A 21,145-nucleotide genomic window follows, 5' to 3' on the forward strand; every position below is an offset into this window, starting at 1 on the left:
TTTAAGGGAGATTTAAAAATGATAAATTCATCAATTGACATTATGGATCCTGCAAATGATAAATTTAAAGACGAATGTGGTGTTTTTGGGATATATGTAAACCAACCAGTTGATGTTGCATCAGTAACTTATTATGGTCTTTATGCACTTCAACATAGAGGACAAGAAAGTGCAGGAATAGCAGTTGCTAATGGACAAGAAGTAAAGATTCATAGAGGACTGGGTTTAATTACAGAAGCTTTTAATAATGATAATTTGGATTATCTTAGATCTTTAAATGGGAATATAAGTATAGGTCATGTTAGATATTCTACAGCTGGAGCTAAAACGGTTGAAAATGCACAACCGCTTTTAGCTAATACAAAGCTAGGTCCTATAGCTATGGCTCATAACGGAAACTTAGTAAATGCTGATGTTATACGTGAGTTATTAGAGGATGGTGGACATGTATTTCATACATCAGTTGATTCAGAGGTTTTAGCATCACTTATAGCTAGAAGTTCAAAGAGAGGTATAGAAAGAGCTGTTGTTAATGCAATTTCTGCAGTAAGAGGTTCTTTTGCAATGGTTATTATGACAAAGGATAAGTTAATAGGAATAAGAGATCCACATGGAATAAGACCTCTTTGTCTTGGAAAGATTGATGAAGGCTACGTTCTTTCTTCTGAAAGTTGCGCTTTAGATTCTGTAGGAGCGGAGTTAGTTCGTGATATAGAACCAGGAGAGATAGTGGTGATTGATGGTGATGGAGTTAAATCTATTAAGTATTCAGAAGGAACTACATGTCAGACTTGTGCTTTTGAATATATATACTTTGCAAGACCGGATTCAGTTATAGATGAATTGGATGTTTATAATACAAGAGTTAAGCAAGGAGAAGTTCTTTACCAAGAACATAAGATAGATGCTGACTTAGTAGTGGCAGTTCCTGATTCAGGAATACCAGCGGCTGTTGGATATTCTAAGGCTTCAGGAATTCCTTATGAGATGGGATTTGTTAAAAATAGATATGTGGGAAGAACATTCATATCACCATCTCAAGAGTTTAGAGAAAGAGCAGTGGCAGTAAAGTTAAATCCTCTTAAAGTTAATGTAAATGGAAAAAGAGTTATTCTTATAGATGATTCTATAGTAAGAGGTACTACATCAAAGCATTTAATAGATTCTCTAAGAAGGGCAGGAGCTACAGAAGTACATTTTCTTGTAGCATCACCAATAGTTAAATTCCCTTGTTATTTTGGAATAGATACTCCTTATAGAAGTGAACTTATAGGAGCTAATAAATCAGTAGAAGAAATAAGAGAATCAATAGGATGTGATTCTTTAGGATACTTAAGTTTAGAAGGAATGTATGAAGGTTTTTACGGAAGAAGAAACTTCTGTGTAGGATGCTTTAATGGAGTTTATCCAGTTTCAGCACCAATGGAAAAATTAAATGAGAATCTTGAGGAGGAAGAAGTGTTATGCTAACTTACAAGGAATCAGGGGTTAATATAGAAGAAGGATATAAGTCTGTAAAACTTATTCAAAACTACGCAAAAGAAACTATGAGTAAGTATGTTTTAAATGGCTTAGGATCTTTCGGAGGCATGATTGAAATACCAGAAGGATATAGAAGACCAGTTCTTGTTTCAGGAACTGATGGAGTAGGTACTAAATTAGATATAGCTTGTAAAAAGAGAAAGTATGATACTGTAGGTATAGATTGTGTTGCTATGTGCGTTAATGATATTTTATGTCATGGAGCAAGACCTTTATATTTCTTAGATTATATAGCATGTGGAAAGCTTGAGGCAGAAGTAGCAGCGGATTTAGTAAAAGGTGTTTCAGAAGGATGTCTTCAATCAGCTTGTGCATTAATTGGTGGAGAAACTGCTGAGATGCCAGGATTTTATAAAGAAGGAGATTATGATATTGCAGGTTTTGCAGTAGGCGTGATTGAAAAAGACCAAATAATAAGTGGGCAAGACATTAAAGAGGGAGACAGGCTTATAGGAATAGCTTCTTCTGGAATTCATTCAAATGGATATTCGCTTGTAAGAAAAGTGTTTAATGATTTAGATAGAGAGTTTAATGGTAGACCAATATATGAAACACTTTTAGAACCAACTAAGATATATGTTAAACCAGTTTTAAGTATATTAGATAAATTTACAGTGAAAGGAATGGCTCATATAACTGGTGGTGGATTTATTGAAAATGTTCCAAGAATGTTTAATGGAAGAGAAAATTTAACTGCAGTTATAGAAAAGGAAAGTTACGAACTTCCAGAGATATTCTTAGAGATGGAAAGATTGGGTGTTAACAGAGAGCATATGTATAACACTTTTAATATGGGAATAGGATTTATTTTGTGCGTAGATGAAAAAGATGTTAATGACATTTTAAATGAGCTTAAGGAATGTGGAGAAGAGGCTTATGAAATTGGATATATAACATCTGGAGGTGAGGGTATTTGTTTAAAATAGCAGTACTTGCTTCTGGTGGAGGGTCAAACCTTCAATCAATAATAGATAAGATTAATGATGGATACATAAATGCTTCAATAGATGTTGTTATCGGAAGTAAAGATGGAATATATGCTTTAGAGCGAGCTAAAAAGCATAATATAAATACTTGTGTTATTAGTAAGAAAGAATTTGGATGTGAAACGTCTAATAAAATTTTAGAAGTAGTAAGAGATGCTGATTTAATAGTATTAGCTGGATATCTATCAATATTAGAAGGTGAAATATTAAAGGTATTTAAAAATAGAATAATAAATATTCATCCTTCTCTTATCCCAGCCTTTTGCGGAGATAAAATGTATGGCGAGCACGTACATAAAGCCGCTATTGAAAAGGGTGTTAAATATTCAGGGTGTACAGTTCATTTTGTAAATGAAGAGGTTGATGGAGGTGCGATAATCTTACAGGATATAGTAAGTGTAACACCTGACGATACCTATGAAACTCTTCAAAAAAAGATTTTAGTAAAAGAACATTTAAATCTTCCTAAAGCAATTAAGCTTATAAGTGAAGGGAAAATTGAGATAGTAAATAATAAGGTTATTATAAAAGAAGAGGTGTAGTATGAAAAAAAGAGCTTTAATAAGTGTTTTTAATAAAGATGGAGTTTTAGATCTAGCTAAATTTTTAGAAAGTATAGATGTAGAAATTATTTCTACAGGAGGAACATTTAAATACTTAAAAGATAATGGGATAAATGTTATTGAAGTAAATGAAGTGACAAGTTTTCCAGAAATGCTAGACGGAAGAGTTAAGACATTACACCCACTTATACATGCAGGTATATTAGCTATAAGAGATAAAGAAGAGCATATGAATACCTTAAAGGAAAGAGAAATAAATACAATTGACTATGTTGTAGTTAACTTATATCCTTTCTTTGAAAAAGTTCGTGAAGATTTAAGCTTTGAAGAAAAAGTTGAGTTTATAGATATCGGCGGACCAACAATGCTTAGATCAGCAGCTAAGAATTTTAGAGATGTTGTTGTTTTAAGTGATAAAGATGACTATGAGAGAGTTATAGATGAAATAAAGAAAAATGGAGAGGTTTCATTTGAATTAAGAAAGATTTTAGCTGGTAAGGTATTTAACTTAACTAATGCTTATGATGCAGCTATATCTAACTTCTTATTAGAAGATGAAGAAGAGTATCCTGAATATCTTTCTATTTCATATAAAAAGAAACAAAGCTTAAGATATGGTGAAAATCCACATCAAAGTGCTGCTTATTATTCATCAAATGAGTTTGACGGAGCTATGAATAGCTTTGAAATATTAAATGGGAAAGAGTTATCTTACAATAACATAAAAGATTTAGATATTGCATGGAAAGTGTGTAATGAATTTGCGGAAACAGCTTGTTGTGCATTAAAACATAATACACCTTGTGGAGTTGCTATAGGAGAAACTTCATTTGAAGTTTATAAGAAAGCTCATGATGCAGACCCAGTATCTATATTTGGTGGAATTGTTGCAGTAAATAGAGAGATAGATGAAGAGACTGCCATGGAGATGAGTAAAATATTCTTAGAAGTTATTGCAGCACCAGCGTTTACTGAAGGAGCTTTAGAAGTTTTAAGAGCTAAGAAAAATTTAAGAGTAATAAAATGTAATCAAAAGCCAAGTGCTAAAAAATTTATGGTAACTGTTGATGGTGGAATACTAGTTCAAGAGGAAGATTTAAAGTTAAAAAATGAGTTAAGTATTGTTACTAAAAAGAAACCAACTGAATCTGAATTAAGGGATATGGAATTTGGAATGAAGGTTGTTAAGTATGTAAAATCTAATGCTATTGTTGCTATTAAAGATGGTGTTGCAGTAGGAATTGGTGGTGGACAAGTTAATAGAATTTGGGCAACTACTGAGGCTTTAGAAAGAGGAAAGGGAGCAACTGTATTAGCATCAGATGCATTCTTCCCATTTAGAGATTGCGTAGATGAAGCAGTTAAATACGGTATAAAAGCAATAGTTCAACCAGGTGGTTCAATAAGGGATGAAGAATCTATAAGCGCATGTGATGAACATGAAATATCAATGGTGTTTACAGGAGTTAGACATTTTAAACACTAATTTTATAAAGCTATATGAAACTAATTTTTCATATAGCTTTAATTATAGGGGGATTTTTAAATGAAGATTTTATTAGTTGGTTCTGGCGGTAGAGAAAGTGCTATTGCTTTTAAGATAATTCAAAATGAAAAGGTATCTAAGATATATGTAGCGCCAGGTAATGGTGGAACAGCTTTATATGAGAAATGTGAAAATTTAAATATAACTGATATAGATGAACTTTTATCTTTTGCAAAAGGGAATAATATAGATTTGACTATTGTAGGACCTGAGGAACCTTTAACTAAAGGGATAGTAGATAAGTTTAGAAGTGAAGGATTAAGAATATTTGGACCTGATAAAAAAGGTGCTGAACTTGAAGGAAGTAAAAGTTTTTCAAAAGACTTCATGAGAAAGTATGGAGTTAGCACAGCTGAGTATGAAGTATTTTATGACGCTGAAAAAGCAAAAGCATATTTAGAAACTTGTAATTATCCAATAGTTATAAAGGCTGATGGATTAGCAGCTGGAAAAGGCGTAGTTATTTGTGAAGAGCTAAGTACGGCTTTAGATACTATAGATTTATTTATGATTCAAGATATGTTTAAGGGTGCAGGCAAGAAGATTGTTATAGAGGAGTTTTTAGTTGGAATAGAAGCATCAATTCTTTCTATAACAGACGGAAAAACAATAATCCCATTCTTATCAGCAAAAGATCATAAACAAATTTTTGATGGAAATAAGGGACCTAATACAGGTGGTATGGGGGTAGTATGTCCAAATCCATATGTAAATGATGAGGTTTTAAAAGATTTTTACAATAATATAATGAATAAAACTTTAGTTGGTATTAGAGAAGAGAAAATGGATTTTAGAGGAATAATATTCTTTGGAATAATGATAACTGAAAAAGGTGTTAAGCTTTTAGAGTATAACGTAAGAATGGGAGATCCTGAAACTCAATCTGTTCTTACTTTAATGAAAACGGATCTTTTAGAGTTAATAGAAAAATCGTTAGATCAAAAGTTAGAGGATACTAAAGTAGAGTGGGAAGAAGGCTATTGTGTAAATGTTGTTCTTTCTTCAAAAGGATACCCAGAGAAAGCTTACACTGGATATGAAATAGAAATTGATAATATAGAATTAAACAATGTATTTATAGCTGGAGCAAAGTTAGAAGGAGATAAGCTTATAACTACTGGAGGAAGAGTTCTATCTGTTGTTGGAAAAGGAAAAAGTTTAGAGGAAGCAAAGGAAGTAGCATATAAGATTAGAGAAAAGGTAAATTTTGAAGGTGCTTATTGTAGAAAAGATATTGGAACTGCAAAATAATTATATTTTAAATATTATGTTAAATTTGTATGTTTAGGTGATATAATGAAAAAAATAATAATAAATGCCGAGTTAGGGGGTAATGAAAATGAAAAGTGATATAGAAATAGCGCAAGAAGCTAAGATGGAACCTATAGTAAAAGTTGCAGAATCTATAGGTTTAAATGAAGATGATATAGATCTTTATGGAAAGTATAAATGTAAATTATCTTTAGATATTTTAAACAAAGAAGGAAAAGATGGAAAGTTAGTTTTAGTAACTGCAATAAATCCAACACCAGCTGGAGAAGGAAAATCTACAGTTACAGTTGGGTTAGGTCAGGCTTTATGTAAATTAAATAAAAAGTCTATAATAGCATTAAGAGAACCTTCTTTAGGACCTGTATTTGGAATAAAAGGCGGAGCAGCTGGAGGTGGATATTCTCAAGTAGTTCCGATGGAAGATATTAATTTACACTTTACAGGTGATATGCATGCTATTACAAGTGCAAATAATTTATTATGTGCAGCTATAGATAATCATATCCATCAAGGAAACTTATTGAGAATAGATACGAGAAAGATATTATTTAAAAGAGTTATGGATATGAATGATAGAGCTTTAAGAAACATAGTAGTAGGAATGGGTGGACCAATTAATGGATTCTTAAGAGAAGATGGATTCATGATAACAGTTGCATCTGAAATTATGGCTATTCTTTGTTTAGCATCTGATTTAAAAGATTTAAAAGAAAGAATGGGTAACATATTAGTTGCATATGATTTAGATAATAATCCTGTATATGCAAAGCAATTAGAAATTCAAGGTGCTATGGCATTATTAATGAAGGATGCTATAAAGCCTAATTTAGTTCAAACTTTAGAAAATACTCCAGCGATAATTCATGGAGGTCCTTTTGCTAACATAGCTCATGGTTGTAATTCAATAATTGCAACAAAGATGGCTTTAAAGCTTTCTGATATAGTAGTAACAGAAGCAGGCTTTGGGGCAGATTTAGGTGCAGAGAAATTCTTCGATATAAAATGTAGATATGGAGAATTAACACCAGGATGTGTAGTTTTAGTTGCTACAATAAGAGCACTTAAGCATCATGGAGGCTGTAAAAAGGAAGAACTAAGCATTCCAAATGTAGAAACATTAAAGAATGGATTGTCTAACTTACAAAAACAAATAGAAAATATTCAAAAGTATAATGTTCCAGTAGTTGTAGCTATAAATAGATTTTTAACTGATAGTAAAGAAGAGGAAGAAGCTATAAAGAAGTTCTGTGAAGAACTAGGAGTTAAGGTTGCGCTTTCAGAAGTTTGGGAAAAAGGTGGAGAAGGCGGAGTAGACCTAGCTAATGCAGTTATTCAATCTTTGGAGGAAAAATCAGAATTCGCACCTATATATAATAAGGAAGAATCTATAGAAGAAAAGATATTAACAATAGCGAAAGAGATATATGGAGCAACTGGTGTTAACTATACTAATGCTGCTAAAAAGCAAATTGCTAATTTAGAGAGAATAGGTCTAGATAAATTACCAATATGTATGGCTAAGACTCAATATTCATTATCAGATGATCCAACCCTTTTAGGAAGACCGGAGAACTTTGTTGTAACTGTTAAAGAAATAAGAGTTTCAAACGGTGCAGGATTCATAGTTGCATTAACTGGAGATATAATGACTATGCCTGGATTACCAAAGGTTCCTGCGGCTAACAAAATGGATATACAAGAAAATGGAAAAATTGTTGGATTGTTCTAGAGAATAAAGGCTAAATACTTGACAAAAGTTATGTAATTGTTAAAATTAAAGTATTGATTAAATTAATTAGGATATAAAGATTAAAGGCAGCTTAAAGGCTGCTTTTAATTATATTAAGGTGGTGCTTGTATGATATTGTTAGTAGATGTAGGGAATACAAACATAGTTATAGGAATATATGAAGATAACAAATATATAGCTAGCTGGAGACTTTCTACAGATACCAAGAAAACTTCTGATGAATATAGTATTCAACTTATGCAGTTATTTACTCAAAATGGATTAGATCCTAAACAAGTAAAAGGTATAATCATATCATCAGTTGTACCTAACATAATGCATTCTTTAGAGAATATGGTTAGAAAAAGCTTTGATATAGAGCCAATAGTTGTTGGCCCTGGAATCAAAACTGGAATTAATATAAAGTATGATAATCCTAAGGAAGTCGGAGCAGATAGAATTGTAAATGCAGTAGCGGCTAATGAACTTTATAATAAGGATTTAATAATAATAGATTTTGGTACAGCAACGACTTATTGTGCATTAACTAAGGAAGGAAATTATTTAGGTGGATGCATATCACCAGGAATAAAGATATCTTCAGATGCTTTATTTGAAAGAGCAGCTAAATTACCAAGAATAGAGCTAGAAGTACCCAAAAATATTATATGTAAAAATACAATAACAAGTATGCAAGCTGGAATACTTTATGGTTATATAGGTCAAGTAGAGTACATTGTTAAGAAGACGAAAGAAGAGATGAAAAGCTTAGGATTAGGAGAACCTTTTGTAATAGCGACTGGAGGGTTAGCGAACACAATTGCTAGACAGACAGATGTTATAGATGAAGTTAAGGGAGACTTAACATTAGAGGGGTTAAGAATAATATACGAAAAGAATAGGGAGTAACAAAGGATGAAAATAGGGAACCTTACTTTTAAAAATAATGTTTTCTTAGCACCTATGGCTGGAGTTACGGATATTTCCTTTAGAGGATTATGTAAAGAAATGGGATGTGGTTTAGTTTACACAGAAATGGTTAGTGCGAAGGCATTATATTATGGAAGTGATAACACTAAGGCATTATTAAGAATAGCAGATGAAGAAAAACCTGTTGCTGCTCAAATTTTTGGAAATGATCCTAAAATAATGGCAGAGGTAGTTCAAAAATATTTTAACCCAATGGAGGATATTTGTATTTTAGATATAAATATGGGATGTCCTGCACCAAAAATAACAAAAAACAATGAAGGATCTGCATTGATGAGAGATCCTAAATTAGCAGCAGAAATTGTAAGTAGTATAAAAAAGGTTTCGAACAAGCCCGTAACTGTAAAATTTAGAAAAGGTTATGATGAAGAAAATATTAATGCTGTAGAATTTGGGAAGGCTTTAGAAGAAGCAGGTGCTGATGCTATTGCTATTCATGGTAGAACAAAAAAACAAATGTATGAAGGTAAAGCAGATTGGGATATAATAGCTAAGGTGAAGGCTGCTGTTTCAATTCCAGTAATAGGGAATGGAGACGTGTTTACACCGGAAGATGCTTTAAGAATGAAAAATATTACTAATTGTGATGCTATTATGATAGCAAGAGGAAGTATGGGTAATCCATGGATATTTAAGCAAGTAGAAGATGTTTTAAATGATAAAGAACCTTCTATAGTAACTGATACAGAAAGAATAAATATGTGTATTAGACATTATGAATTGGCTTTAAAATATGATGGAGAACGTAAAGCTGTAAGAGAAATGAGAAAACATGCATCGTGGTATCTTAAAGGACTACCAAATAGTAGTGAGTTAAGAAATACTATTAATTCTATGAATGAAAGTTCCAAGGTTATAGAGATGCTAAATGAGTATAAAAATCTTTTGATATAAAATAATACTTATAGTAGTAATTTATATCAAAATATAGAATATTATTAAGAAAAGCGCTATTTTTTATGGAGTGTAATTTTATTGACATATCAAAAGGGCTGCTTTATAATATTTAAAATGATTTCAAGATTATTAACCTATAAATAGGTATTTAATAAAGTAAGATTCGAAGGGGAGAAAGATATGAGTCAAACAAAAAAGTTTATAATGACTTATGAAGGAGTTAAAAAGCTAGAGGAAGAGTTAGAGTATTTAAAAACAGTTAAAAGAAAAGAAATAACTGAAAAAATTAAGGTAGCTTTAGGGTATGGGGACTTAAGTGAAAACTCAGAATATGATGAAGCAAAGAACGACCAAGCATTTACAGAAGGAAGAATCCTTCAACTAGAAAATATGTTAAAAAATGCACAAGTAGTAGATGAAAGTGAAATCCCAAGCGATACAGTTTCAGTAGGAGCAGTAGTTAAGGTTAAGGATTATGACTTTGATGAAGAAGTTGAATACACAATAGTAGGATCAGCAGAAGCGGATCCAATGAACTTTAAAATCTCAAATGAATCACCAGTAGGAGAAGCATTACTAGGTAAAAGAATTGGGGATGTTGTTGAAGTTACAGTTCCAGAAGGAATTAGTAAGTTCGAAGTTCTAGGAATTAGAAGAGCTTAATTGGAGGTAGAATTAATGTCAACTGAAGAAATGAATATACAAGAGCTAGAGTCTCAATATAGTGAGCAAGAAGCTTTAAGAAGAGAAAAACTAGCTAAATTACAAGAAGAAGGAAAGGACCCGTTTGACGTATATAAGGTTAACAGAACACATTCTTCAAAAGAAGTAAAAGATAATTTTGAAGCTTTAGAAGGTAAAGAAGTTACTGTAGCTGGAAGAATTATGTCTAAAAGAGGTCAAGGAAAAGTAGTTTTCTCTGATATACATGATAGAGATGGAAAAATCCAATTATTCATAAAGATTGATGAAGTTGGAGAGGAAGCTTTAAAGCAATATAAGACTAATGATTTAGGTGACTGGGTTGCTTGTACTGGTGAAGTATTTAAGACTAAAACTGGAGAAGTTTCTGTTAAAGCTAAAGAGATAGAGTTAATCTGTAAATCTTTAAAACCACTTCCAGAAAAATGGCATGGATTAAAGGATCCAGATTTAAGATATAGACAAAGAGAAGTAGATATTATAACTAATCCAGGTGTTAAAGAAACTATAATAAAGAGAACTCAAATTATCAAAGGAATTAGAGAATTCTTAGATAATAAAGGATTCTTAGAAGTTGAAACACCAATATTAGGGGCAATTGCTGGTGGGGCTGCTGCAAGACCATTTATAACTCACCATAATACTTTAGATATAGATATGTATTTAAGAATAGCAACAGAATTATACTTAAAGAGATTAATAGTTGCAGGTCTTGAAAAAGTATATGATATGGGTAAAAACTTCAGAAACGAAGGAATGTCTGTTAGACATAATCCAGAGTTTACTATGATTGAATTATACGAAGCTTATGCTGACTATAATGACATGATGGAAATAACTGAAAACATGATAGAGTATGTTTGTAAAAAGGTAAATGGAACTACTAAAGTTACTTACCAAGGTACTGAAATTGACTTTAAGGCACCATGGAGAAGAATAACTATGGTTGATGCTGTTAAGGAATATGCTGGAATTGACTTCAATGAAATAAAAACAGATGAAGAAGCTCAAGCTATTGCTAAAGAGAAGCATTTAGAGTTCCCAAAACCATTAAATACTGTAACTAAAGGTGAAGTATTAAACATGTTATACGAAGAATTTGGTGAACAACATATGATTCAACCAACATTCATTATAGATTACCCAGTAGAAATTTCTCCTCTTACAAAGAAAAAGAGAGGAAATGAAATGTTTACTGAAAGATTTGAAGGATTTGTATTCGGTAGAGAATTATGTAATGCATATTCTGAATTAAATGATCCTATAGTTCAAAGACAAAGATTTGAACAACAAGCTAAGGAAAGAGAACTTGGTGATGATGAAGCATACATGATTGACGAAGAATTCATGAGCGCATTAGAAACAGGTATGCCACCAACTGGTGGACTTGGAATTGGAATAGATAGATTAGTTATGTTCTTAACTGATTCTGCTTCAATTAGAGACGTTATATTATTCCCAACGATGAAACCACAAAACTAATCAAAGTCGCCGAAAGGCGACTTTTAAAATTTTATTATATAAAATTTTAAAAAAGGGGTTGCATTTTATATAAAAGTTGATATAATAGATTATGCAATGACGTTCCGCGATAGCTCAATGGTGGAGCACTCGGCTGTTAACCGATAGGTTGGAGGTTCGAGCCCTCTTCGCGGAGCCATTTTTAAACTTCATTGCAAAAGTTAAAAGGAAACTCACTCGACAGAGTTGAGGAGTACGAGATTCTAGCTAAATTATAAATTTAGAGAATCATAGAATATTCCGCGATAGCTCAATGGTGGAGCACTCGGCTGTTAACCGATAGGCTGGAGGTTCGAGTCCTCTTCGCGGAGCCATTTTAAACTTAAGAAAAAAGTAACTAGCTCAGTTAAGCTGAGAAGTACGAGATTCTAACTAGATCAGAGATTTAAAGAATCATAGAATATTCCGCGATAGCTCAATGGTGGAGCACTCGGCTGTTAACCGATAGGCTGGAGGTTCGAGTCCTCTTCGCGGAGCCATTTTTATTTTAAAAGAGTTTTGTAAGAACAGATTAGTCTGATTTTACAAAACTCTTTTTTATTCTTTAGAAAATTTTTATTAAATATATTATATTGTAATAATTATTTTAGTGATAACTCTATAGTTTACTCTAATAATCCACCTAAACTGGTATCAGCAGATTTAAATCCTGATGCATATACAGCATATTCAATAGGACGCTTATTACATAAAGAAAAAAGAGCAGGATCATTGAGACGCTTTAAACTAACTTTTAATGGTTTTCCATTTACTTCGATAATCCATATTCGTTTATTAGTATCTATAGCTATATCTAATCCTAGCTCTACGCAATCTCCGAATTCACTCTCGATAGACGAACATACTTCTTTTCCGTAATAAAGTATATTGGAATATATTCCATTTGGTGTATCGTAGCTTTCATTAAATGTTCTTTTTAAAATAACCTCAAAGTTTTCTACTCTTCCACCACTTCTTGGGCTAGTTATGACACTACCAGGAGCGCTTATTCTACCAGAAATTCCACTAATGTGCCAAGTTCCTTGCCAATTTTTTTGAAATAAAACTCTTAAGTCAAAATCGCTGTCATCAAATGGTGCTTTATTAATTTCTTTTTGGATAAGATATCTGCCACCTTTTTCATAAAATGGAGCCATTACATTTTCCAAATTTAAAAGGTTTGTTAGTGTAAATTTATGATTTTCTTCAGCAGTTCTATATTCTACACCATATTCAATGTCAGAAATCTTTCTTACTCTAAAAACCCCTTTACCTTTACTAAGGGCATCTGGTTTTAAATAAATACTATGATATTTGTTTAAGGCATTTTTTAAATCATTTACATCCTCATACGGAATAGTTTCAGGAATAATATAATTAAGTTTAGGATTTTTTCTTAAAGCATCGAAGGTTTGTAATTTTGCAAGCTTAGGAATAGAATTTAATATATGGCAGCTATCTCTTAGATTGTTTCTTAATAAGATACTCTCAGCTCTGCAATTATTTTCTACATTACGATCGTAAATAATTTTTGGTAGCGGAAAAGTATTCATAGTCCATTGAGAATTTTTCTTAGTCAATCCTTTGATTAGTTTATTATTCCAGTCAATAGTTTCAATAGAAAAGAAGCAACATAATCCATATAAGCTTTCACAAGCTTTAAAAAATTGTGTATAAGCAGTTATTCCTTTTCCTCTAAGGAGATAATCAAATTTTTCTTGATTAATAAAAACACCTATTAAAGGTCCTATAGATAAATGATTATTATCAATTTGTTTAAGTTGAAGTAAAGTTCCTTCATCTAAATATATATAGTTTTTTACGTTTTTAGACAAGTATAGCCGATTCAAATTAAGATTATTATGCTCATCTAGTATAACTACATTTAAATTAATGTCTAAAGATCCTACAGAGAGGATAATTTGATTTTTATTAATATTTAAGTTAAGGTGTTTAATTTGTGATTCAGTAAAATAGCAACATGAGATATCTGATGAATCTATATAAGTTATTTTAACTTTTGACAACATAGTTTTTCCTCCATGAAAATACAGCCTAATAGATATTAGGAATATAGTAATATCAGTGTATTATATGATTAATGAAATAAATATGATAATAAAATAATTTGTAGGAGGTAATAAATAAGGTGATATGAGTACTTTCACCATTACCTTAAGTTGTGAATAACATAGTATTAGTGATAAAAGGCAATTATGTAGTGAAGCTATGAATTTAAATTTGGCAGATTTGGAAATCTAGGAATTAATTTAGCGATTGATGAAAAAGATGAGATTTGATTACAGGATATTGTAGTGTAATTAATCTGAGCGTAATAATAAAAATTGGAGGGAGAAATGTTAAACGTTAAAATAATAATATTGTTAAATAATGTAGATAAAGATATTTGCTTATTAGGAAAAGATATATATAATAAATTGAAAATAGAGGATAATAAGCAATATAATATCCACTTAGGACAATTGAAAGTTAGATCTGCGATTAAGTGTAATATGAATGAAGAAGAAAGCATGAGCTTTTCAGAAGAAGTATCAAATGAAATATTAATATATGATGATATTATTTTAAATATATGGAGAAAGAATGAAAATATTTACCTTGGACCGGTGGTAGGTGTATTTATGCCGATTAATTATTGTGAGGAGATTGGAAAAGGAGCTCCACCACTTGAAGCTATAGAGCATATTCAGGAAGCAAGTCCTCATGAAAGATGTATGGCGTACTGTTTTTCGGTTAAAGACATTGATTGGGAAAATAATAGAATTAAGGGATATACGTTTAGGGTAGCATCGAATAGGTGGGAATATAGATGGTTACCTATGGCAGATATTATTTATGATAGGATTGCACATGGAAATGAAGAAGAGAAAAGACTGGTTAAAGAAGAAAGACAAAATTTAAGAGAGAATTCTAATATAAGGTTTATTAACCCAGAAGGAAGTTTAGGAAAATGGCCGTTATATAAAAAATTATTCATGTATGATGAGATGCATAAATATTTACCTGAAACAATTTTATATAAAAGTTTTAATGATATAGTATCTATGCTAAATAAGTATAACTTTATATTTATTAAATCTTCTATGGGAAGCAGAGGCGAAGAAGTATTTTCCATAGAAAAAGTTGATGGAAAATATAGGATTGATTTTTATAATAGAAAGCTTAAATTAGTATTTGTTGAAAACCTGGATCTGTTGAAAAATTATATAGATAAATTTATAATAGAAAAACAAAAGTATGGAAGAGTATTTTTTGTTGTACAACAAGGTATTAATCTAATAAAGTATAATGGGCATAAAATGGATTTTAGAATAACATTAGAAAAGGATGAATATGGTATATGGGAAGCCACAAATTATTATGCAATACACTCTAAGGAGCATTCTAATATAACAAACTATTGTGTTGGAGGAGTATTACACTTATATGAAGATGTTTATGAAGTATTAAAAGAAAATTATAAAGATGTATATATACCAACTGAGGATGAATTTGGTAAAGAAACTATTAAAGTTGCAAAATATATTGAAAAGCAATTTGGAACTTATGGAGAGATAGGAATGGATATGGCTATTGATGAAGACGGTCATATATGGTTAATAGAAGGTAATGCAAAGCCTGATAAATATCGTGTACCAGGTATTGATGATATGGAAGGACCATCCCCACAATCATGTGCTATATTTAAATACTCTAAATATTTAGCTCAACTTAGAAAGTAATGATTAATAAGAAATGGTGTGTTGTAAAATACAACACACCATTTCTTATTAATCATAAACAAAAGATTTTTCTATTCCTGGAGAATTGCAAGCAAACAGAAGTGCTGTATAATCAAGTTCAAAAGAAATGATATCTCCTAATTTATATTGAGTTAAACAATCTTCAATATCTATTATTGTATGATTTGAGGTTTGTCCAATAACTTTAATTGACGGATCTGTAGCATAAATATTTTCATAGGGGATATCTTGTATTCCAAAAGATAAAATAGCACGCTTTCTATTACCTTTATCAATAAAGGACTTCTTCTGCATAAAAGCATCAAACCCTAATTCACCCAAAGGTATAGTAGGCTTAATATTTAACTCTATAATTTCTGCTTTAAGAATATAGAGGTTAGATGAAAAATTTTTTATATCCATATCAGAATGATAATATTCATCTAAATATTTACCGAATGCATATTCAATTCCGAATTGATGCAGACCTCCAATTCTTAAATGGTTTATTTCAGGAGGTAAAAGACCTTGTTCTATAAGATAGTAACTAGTCGCATTTCCTGCTGAAAGGTATTTAAAATTAAAATTAAATTTATTTTCTAATTCTTTTGCAATACTTATAAATAAATTATTATTTTTAACAGTTGGCAGAACTGTACCGTAGCAATTAAAATTAGTTCCCAATCCATAAATTTCTATATTAGGTAGGGAAAGAACTTCTGAAACAAAATCTTCAATTTCTGATTTGTTTTCAAACCAAATACCTTCTCGCAGATCTCCTAAATCAATCATTATCAATATTTTATGAATTTTATTTTGCTTTATAGCTTCCTTAGATAATTCTCTAACAATATCAATTTCAGAATTTAAAGATATGTCAGCATAGCGTATAATGTCTTCGATTTCACTTAAAGCAGGACTTCTTAAAAGAGCCTTTTCACAATGGAGATTTTCAATTTTTTTTAGATTGGAAACAAGAGCTTCGGCAATAACAGTAATCCCGCCATTAACGATAGCTTCTGCAGTTTCATAAAGTCCGTTAAAAACCTTATTAACTCCTATTATTGTAATTCCTATTTTAGAAAAAGAGTCAACCTCTATTTTTGCATTATATTGTAGTTTTCTTAAATTAATCTCAAGTTTTGGGTAAGTCATATAGTTTCATCTCCATATAAATATTTAAATTTTAATAAATATCATAACTAATAATGTCATCAAAGGTATCCTCTCTTCGGATTAACTCAATATTACCTTCTTTAGTTATGAGAGCAACGGCGCTTCTAGGTCTATTATTATATATAGTTTGACTTTCGATAGAATAGGCGCCAGTATCTATAAAGGCTAGGGTATCTCCGAGTGAAGTGTTTTTTGGCAATAAAAAAAATTCTTCATAAACACCTTGATGGAAATAATCTCCACCATCACATAGTGGACCAGCTATCTTAGTTAATAGGGTGTAATCGTCTTTAATATTTTTGGTGTTGAAAAGATAGAAGAACCAATTAAAATGAAGGCTATCGGATAATATGCTATAACCAGCATCGATAAATTTCCAATTTACTATGTCTAGTATATTAAACTTATCATCATAATTAGTTTTAATTTTTTCGCTGTAGATAGTTGTCAATAATACTGCCGCACTACTTACTATTTTTCTGCCGGGTTCAATACATATTTCTATGTCATCTCTCCACTTTAAAACTTCATCAATAATTATATTTGCAAAATCAGAAGAATTAAGAGATGTATATAAATAATCTTTTAATGGATTACCTTGCCCATATTTATAAGGTACTGGAATACCTCCACCTAAATTTATAGATTTAAATTTAATATTTAATGAGTTTTCTAATCGTTTTGCTTCATCAATAATAACTTTTACGGCCTTTGAAAAAGGATCAATTATTGGAATTTGATCACCTATGTGTATATGAAGGCCTTTAAGATTTACATAAGGCATATTTATTATTTTTTTACACATTAGCTCTGCATCTTTTAAGTCAATTCCGGCTTTAGCGTGATAGGCTGTTACACAATCAGGATGAGTGGGAGAAGATACATTTGGCTCTATCCTTATAGAAACATTGGCTTCTATTTGTAGTTCATTTGTAATCTCTTCGATGAGGTCTAATTCATAAAAACTGTCTACATTTATAGAATAGATATTATTTTTTATGGCATATTCTAAATCGCTTTTTTTCTTAAGAACACCATTGAATATTATTTCAGATCCCTTAAAACCACTTTTTATACATTTCATTATTTCGTAAATAGAATTAGCTTCAGCAAATATCTCATTATCTTTAACTATTTCTAGTATTTTAATTAGAGAACAAGCCTTTGAGGCATAAAATATCTTGGTGTTAGGGTAGTTTTTAAAAGCTTCCTTAATTTCAGTAATATTGCGGATTATTTCTAATTCAGAATATAGGTAGAATGGAGTTTGAATTTTTTTAGAGATATCATATAGGTCGATATTTTCAAATAATAAATGATCGTTTTTTTCAGAGAAACGTCTATCTGATGATATGATTTTTTCCCTAGTAGTATTAAAAGTATCAATAGACTCCTTTTTCTTATCAGTGGATATTAAATCTTTGTTCATAGTATTTACATCCTTAAGTTAACTAATTAATTTAGTTATTTTTTTTATAGTACATAATATGAAAAGAAAATTTTGTTGGTGACTAATTTATAATAAGCAAGAAAATTAGAATTATTTATATCGAAAAATGGAAAAATTCATATATTAGTAATGAAAGGTTATAGTTTATAGACTATAAAATAATAATATGTAGGTTGATAAGATGAACAATACAACTAATGAACAGCCAAAAGAAAAGTTAACATTAAAAAGAGAACTTGGAATTGTTGCTACAACAGCTATAGTAGTTGGAAATATGATTGGATCAGGAATTTTCATGGCCCCGCAAGGATTAGCTGAAGCATCTAATCCTATAGCAACTTGTATTGCTTGGTTAATTACGTCCGTTGGGTCTATTTTCCTTGCTTTAAGCTTTGCAAGACTTGGAAGAGTTATGCCTCAAACTGGAGGTCCTATAGTTTATACAAAGGCAGCATTTGGGGAATTCGCATCATTTTTAGTAACATGGACCTATTGGATAGGAATTTGGGTTGGTGATGCAGCAATTATAACTGCAGCTACAAGTTATTTGAGTTACTTTTTTCCGGTACTTGCAGTTAATAGGTTATGGGCATTTTTAGTATCAAGTCTCATATTGTGGATATTTACCATAATAAATATAAGGGGAGTAAAGCAATCTGGAATTGTAGGGATAATTACTACTGTATTTAAGATTTTACCTTTAATAGTATTTGCTTGTATCGCTTCAATGCATTTTAATGTTGAGAATTTTAATACAGTATCGGCAACATCTACAACAGGACTATCTACAATACCTATAGCTGTTAGTATAACTTTATGGTCATTTTTAGGACTAGAAAGTGCTACTATTCCTGCAGGAGAAATAAAAGATCCAGAAAAAAATATAAAGAGGAGTACCATTTGGGGAATTGGAATAACATCTATAATTTATATAGTTATAAGTGTTCTAGCAATTGGAGCTATTTCACAAGGTGCGTTGGCAACATCAAATGCGCCTTTAGCAGATATTATAAATGTTACAACAAATAGCAATTGGGGAGGTCCTTTCATTGCCTTTGGAGCAATAATCTCTATATTAGGGGCTATAAATGGTTGGGTTTTATTATCAGGAAGATGTTCTTTTGCCGCAGCTGAAGAAAATCTATTCCCAGCTATATTTGGAAAAATTCATAATAAGTATAGAACTCCATATATGTCGATATTAATAGCAAGTATAGGAACAACTATTATTTTAATCACTAATTATATTACTACTTTAACAGGAGCTTTTAATTTTATAGTATTATTATCAACTTTATCTGTTTTGCCTGTATACACTTTTACTGCAGCAGCAGAGATGATTATATTGAAAAAAGAAACTGGAAAGGTTAGTTTTGCTAAATTTATCAAAACATCAATATTTGCTTTGATAGCATTTGCATATTCCATATATGCTATATATGGAACTGGTGCAGAGATAGTAATGTATGGGTTTATATTAATTCTTATAGGAATTCCATTTTATGCTTACCTCAAAATAAATAGAAACTAACTTAGCTATTAAATAGTGTAAGGTATTTGTATTTAATGTATTGTGAGAATAATAGGAAGGTAATATGAAACGTTTATTTATAAATTATAAGGAGAGATGGTTATGACAGAAAGGTCTAGTTTAATTAAAATTATTATTTTACAAGACTTTATATTAGATCCACGAGAAATAAGTATTCCTAAAAAAGTAATTGAAAAGATAGATTTTAATAAAGAAATATTTTTTAAGTTTGGAGCAGAAAAAAAAGAAGTTAACTGTACTGCAAATGATACTGAAGATATTATATATATATCAAGTAGCTTGGTTGATGAATTCTCTGTATATTCAGGTATGAAGACAAATTTTATTATAAATGAGAATGTTATTTGTATTGGACCAGTAATCGGAAGTTTCACAGACACTACAAGTGTACGTATTGCTAGTGAACAACGACCTGGAACTAAGCTTAAGTGTCTATGTGAATCAAATAGGGATGCAAGAACAATTTTATATTTTTTTTCAGTAAATGATTTTGATAGTGAAAATGAAAGAATACATGGAACTTATTATAATTATGTAGCTGAAAGATGGGAAAAAGGATATTTTCCTATTCCAGATGTTTTGTATGATAGGGGTGGAGGTATATTAAATAAACAAAAAGGTGCATCTCAATATATTAGAGAGACAATTGAAAAAGATGAAAATGTTATGAGATTTAACCCAAGATATTATTTTGATAAATGGCAGGTTTATGATAAACTCAATAGATATGATGAAGTAAAAAAATATCTTCCATTAACAATTAGGTATAGAAATGCAAGTGATTTATTGATGATGCTAGAGAAGTCAAAAACTCTATATATAAAAGATAGGGTTGGAAATAGAGGAATTGGAGTCACTAGAATAGTGAAGCTTTTAGATGGAACCTTTGACCTAAGTTATTTCACGAAAGAATTGTTTCAAGAAAGATATTATAGTTTTGAAGGGTTAGTAAGTAGAATAGATGAATTATATAAAGGTAAAAATGCTATAATCCAACCATCTATAGATATGATAAAGGTAGATGAAGGAAATGTAGATATGAGGGCTACCGTTCAAAGAGATGGTAATGGTAATCTTGGTATAGTTGCATGTCCAGTAAGATTAGGTAAAAGTGGGGCTCCTATTACTAGCACTAGGTCAGGTTCTAAAGTGTATCGTTTTGAAGAATTTTTTATGAGTATATTAAATTATCCAAAAGAAAAGATAGATGGGATTAAAGCTAAAATAGATGATTTTTTAATCAGCACTTATAAGGCTATAGAAGATATTTATGGAAGGTTTGGAGAGATTGGAATAGATTTTGCAATAGATAAAAGTGGAGAAATATGGTTTATAGAATGTAATGCGAAACCAGGAAAAGATACTGTATATTTATCTTATGATAAAGAAACCATAAAAAAAGCATTTTTAAATCCATTAGAATATGCAAAATATATAGCAGGATATTAATTTTATAATAAAAGGTGTTATGAAAACATTACTTTTTCATAACACCTT

Annotated in this window: 16 protein-coding genes and 3 tRNA genes; 16 read left to right on the top strand and 3 right to left on the bottom strand. The window is 30.7% G+C overall.

All coding sequences use genetic code 11. From position 1 onward, the window contains the following. Positions 1-18: 18 nt before the first annotated feature. The 13 genes from purF to H8S20_RS14000 all read left to right on the top strand — a co-directional run bounded on the left by purF (position 19) and on the right by H8S20_RS14000 (position 12,227). Complete coding sequence (gene purF, locus H8S20_RS13940; RefSeq protein ID WP_186860492.1) at positions 19-1,470, top strand: amidophosphoribosyltransferase; 1,452 nt, start codon at positions 19-21, stop codon at positions 1,468-1,470. Beyond that, the gene (gene purM, locus H8S20_RS13945; RefSeq protein ID WP_186860493.1) at positions 1,464-2,468 is read left to right on the top strand and encodes a phosphoribosylformylglycinamidine cyclo-ligase; all 1,005 of its coding nucleotides are present in this window, start codon (positions 1,464-1,466) and stop codon (positions 2,466-2,468) included. Before purF ends, purM begins: the two co-directional genes overlap by 7 nt. After that, complete coding sequence (gene purN / locus H8S20_RS13950; RefSeq protein WP_032116953.1) at positions 2,456-3,070, top strand: phosphoribosylglycinamide formyltransferase; 615 nt, start codon at positions 2,456-2,458, stop codon at positions 3,068-3,070. Before purM ends, purN begins: the two co-directional genes overlap by 13 nt. Before the next feature lies 1 nt (position 3,071). Next, positions 3,072-4,577, top strand: a complete 1,506-nt coding sequence (gene purH, locus H8S20_RS13955) for a bifunctional phosphoribosylaminoimidazolecarboxamide formyltransferase/IMP cyclohydrolase (protein ID WP_186860494.1) — start codon at positions 3,072-3,074, stop codon at positions 4,575-4,577. 60 nt (positions 4,578-4,637) lie between these two features. Then, positions 4,638-5,888 carry a phosphoribosylamine--glycine ligase gene (purD, locus tag H8S20_RS13960; protein ID WP_186860495.1) on the top strand — a complete coding sequence of 417 codons (1,251 nt, stop codon included), beginning with the start codon at positions 4,638-4,640 and terminating at the stop codon, positions 5,886-5,888. Positions 5,889-5,976: 88 nt separating this feature from the next. Next, positions 5,977-7,638 (top strand): formate--tetrahydrofolate ligase, encoded by a 1,662-nt coding sequence (locus H8S20_RS13965; protein ID WP_186860496.1) that lies wholly within the window; start codon positions 5,977-5,979, stop codon positions 7,636-7,638. Positions 7,639-7,767: 129 nt separating this feature from the next. Next, positions 7,768-8,547 carry a type III pantothenate kinase gene (locus tag H8S20_RS13970; protein WP_032116957.1) on the top strand — a complete coding sequence of 260 codons (780 nt, stop codon included), beginning with the start codon at positions 7,768-7,770 and terminating at the stop codon, positions 8,545-8,547. Between the two features lie 6 nt (positions 8,548-8,553). Then, a complete protein-coding gene (gene dusB / locus H8S20_RS13975; RefSeq protein WP_186860497.1) occupies positions 8,554-9,522 on the top strand; it encodes a tRNA dihydrouridine synthase DusB in 969 nt (322 codons plus the stop codon). A gap of 183 nt (positions 9,523-9,705) precedes the next feature. Next, the gene (greA, locus tag H8S20_RS13980) at positions 9,706-10,188 is read left to right on the top strand and encodes a transcription elongation factor GreA (protein ID WP_032116959.1); all 483 of its coding nucleotides are present in this window, start codon (positions 9,706-9,708) and stop codon (positions 10,186-10,188) included. Positions 10,189-10,203: 15 nt separating this feature from the next. Next, complete coding sequence (lysS, locus tag H8S20_RS13985) at positions 10,204-11,709, top strand: lysine--tRNA ligase (RefSeq protein ID WP_032116960.1); 1,506 nt, start codon at positions 10,204-10,206, stop codon at positions 11,707-11,709. Positions 11,710-11,812: 103 nt separating this feature from the next. Continuing rightward, positions 11,813-11,887, top strand: a tRNA-Asn gene (locus H8S20_RS13990). Positions 11,888-11,987: 100 nt separating this feature from the next. After that, positions 11,988-12,062: transfer RNA gene (locus tag H8S20_RS13995), tRNA-Asn, on the top strand. 90 nt (positions 12,063-12,152) lie between these two features. Next, positions 12,153-12,227 (top strand) — tRNA-Asn (locus H8S20_RS14000). Between the two features lie 126 nt (positions 12,228-12,353). On the opposite strand, the gene H8S20_RS14005 is transcribed toward H8S20_RS14000, so the two are convergent. Continuing rightward, positions 12,354-13,757 carry a YheC/YheD family endospore coat-associated protein gene (locus H8S20_RS14005; protein ID WP_051986724.1) on the bottom strand — a complete coding sequence of 468 codons (1,404 nt, stop codon included), beginning with the start codon at positions 13,755-13,757 and terminating at the stop codon, positions 12,354-12,356. A gap of 327 nt (positions 13,758-14,084) precedes the next feature. Between H8S20_RS14005 and H8S20_RS14010 the strand changes: the two genes are divergently transcribed. After that, complete coding sequence (locus tag H8S20_RS14010) at positions 14,085-15,470, top strand: YheC/YheD family endospore coat-associated protein (protein ID WP_186860498.1); 1,386 nt, start codon at positions 14,085-14,087, stop codon at positions 15,468-15,470. A gap of 48 nt (positions 15,471-15,518) precedes the next feature. Here H8S20_RS14010 and H8S20_RS14015 read toward each other — a convergent pair whose 3' ends face one another. Both H8S20_RS14015 and dokD read right to left on the bottom strand, forming a co-directional pair. Then, on the bottom strand, positions 15,519-16,625 hold the full coding sequence (locus H8S20_RS14015; protein WP_186860499.1) for an alanine/ornithine racemase family PLP-dependent enzyme: 1,107 nt from the start codon (positions 16,623-16,625) through the stop codon (positions 15,519-15,521). Positions 16,626-16,656: 31 nt separating this feature from the next. Further along, complete coding sequence (gene dokD, locus H8S20_RS14020) at positions 16,657-18,075, bottom strand: ornithine/lysine decarboxylase DokD (RefSeq protein WP_042281057.1); 1,419 nt, start codon at positions 18,073-18,075, stop codon at positions 16,657-16,659. 202 nt (positions 18,076-18,277) lie between these two features. Here dokD and H8S20_RS14025 point away from each other — a divergent pair, with 202 nt between their 5' ends. After that, positions 18,278-19,627 (top strand): amino acid permease, encoded by a 1,350-nt coding sequence (locus H8S20_RS14025; RefSeq protein ID WP_186860500.1) that lies wholly within the window; start codon positions 18,278-18,280, stop codon positions 19,625-19,627. Between the two features lie 102 nt (positions 19,628-19,729). Continuing rightward, positions 19,730-21,097, top strand: coding sequence for a YheC/YheD family endospore coat-associated protein (locus tag H8S20_RS14030; protein ID WP_186860501.1), 1,368 nt, complete (start codon positions 19,730-19,732; stop codon positions 21,095-21,097). Positions 21,098-21,145: the final 48 nt, after the last annotated feature.

It is taken from the genome of Clostridium hominis, from assembly GCF_014287825.1.
GTDB lineage: Bacteria > Bacillota > Clostridia > Clostridiales > Clostridiaceae > Clostridium > Clostridium hominis.